At 56.6% G+C, this 1,271-nt stretch carries 2 protein-coding genes; both read left to right on the forward strand.

From position 1 onward, the window contains the following. Positions 1-583, forward strand: a 583-nt coding sequence (locus P3W85_RS41010) for a hypothetical protein (protein ID WP_276269024.1), incomplete at its 5' end; no start/stop codon positions are given. 111 nt (positions 584-694) lie between these two features. Beyond that, positions 695-1,271 (forward strand): formylglycine-generating enzyme family protein (locus P3W85_RS41015; RefSeq protein ID WP_276269025.1); only part of this gene is annotated, 577 nt, incomplete at its 3' end.

Raw genomic sequence — 1,271 nt, forward strand, 5'->3', positions numbered from 1 at the left:
TGAGATGAAAAAAGCAGGTGCTAGATTAAGTATGGCTAAGCGGATACTGGGGTGTAAAAAGGATCAGTTAATATACTTGACGCCGGAATCGAAGGGGATGCTTATTTATCAACTGATGCAGCATAGCATTGCTGATGTCGTTGCGAATGGCGCAGCCTTCGGCGATAACTATCTCGGTCCGCAACGAGAAGCGGTGCTGTGGATAATCAAGGCCGCGAGTTCCAAGGCCGAGGCGGATAATGTCATTCAGCATATCGACGTAGATGGAAATAAGGGTGTCCTGGCGGATAATCTGTCTGAGCTGGTGAAATTCTTCAGAAAGGAAGGTGTTGGAGATTTCGACATTCCATTCCATGAGTCTCGTTATCCGGGAAGATTCAGCGAAATCTACGACAAACTCGCGATGAATGGCAACTTTGAGGCATGGTATCGACTCTTTCACGACCACCTGATGAATGCGGTACCGCATGGCCACGCACTGGCAGACGCTACCTCGCCAGAGTATGAAATCCTGCGCGAGAACAACGACCATCCGCTTTTTGCGTCCACTGGCTGGAAGGCCTATTACACCAGCGAGGCCTGAATGTACTTCAAGACGATCGGATCCGTTGCATTCTGTTTGATGTTCGGCTGTGCCGGCACAGCATTGGTGGCTGGTGAGCAGGCGGAGGTCCATCCGCCGCGGCAGCCCCTGATGTCGAAAGACCCGGGCGAGAACGCACCGCACCTGGAACAGCCCGCCGCCTTGCGGGCTGAACTGATGGCCCTGGCCGAGGGCGATATCGGGGATCGCGTCAGCAAGCTCAAGGGCAAGGTGCTGAAGGATCTGGTCTATGTGGAGGGCGGCAGCTTCATGATGGGCGACTTTGGCCCGTGGTGGTCGCCGGAGAAGCTTTACTACACATCCAGACTCGACAACAAGCCCCCGCACCAGGTCACACTGACCGGGTACAGCCTCTCTCGGTACAAGACGACCTATGCGGAGTTCGATGTGTATGCCGACGCGACGGGGCAGACGCGAGCGGGGATGGAGGTAAGACCGGGCTACGAGGCGTTGCAAGGGAACAACCGGCATCCGCTGGTGCCGGCTGGCGTGTACTGGCAGCGAGCAAAGGATTACTGCCTGTGGCTCGGCAAGCAGACTGGGGTGGCGTTCGACTTGCCGACGGAGGCGCAGTGGGAATATGCCGCGCGCAGCCGCGGACAGAACTTCATCTGGGCAACGGACAACGGGCATATGGACAAGGGACGCAATATGGCCTCTGCCGAGC

This window comes from Cupriavidus basilensis, from assembly GCF_029335485.1.
GTDB classification, from domain to species: Bacteria; Pseudomonadota; Gammaproteobacteria; order Burkholderiales; family Burkholderiaceae; genus Cupriavidus; species Cupriavidus basilensis_E.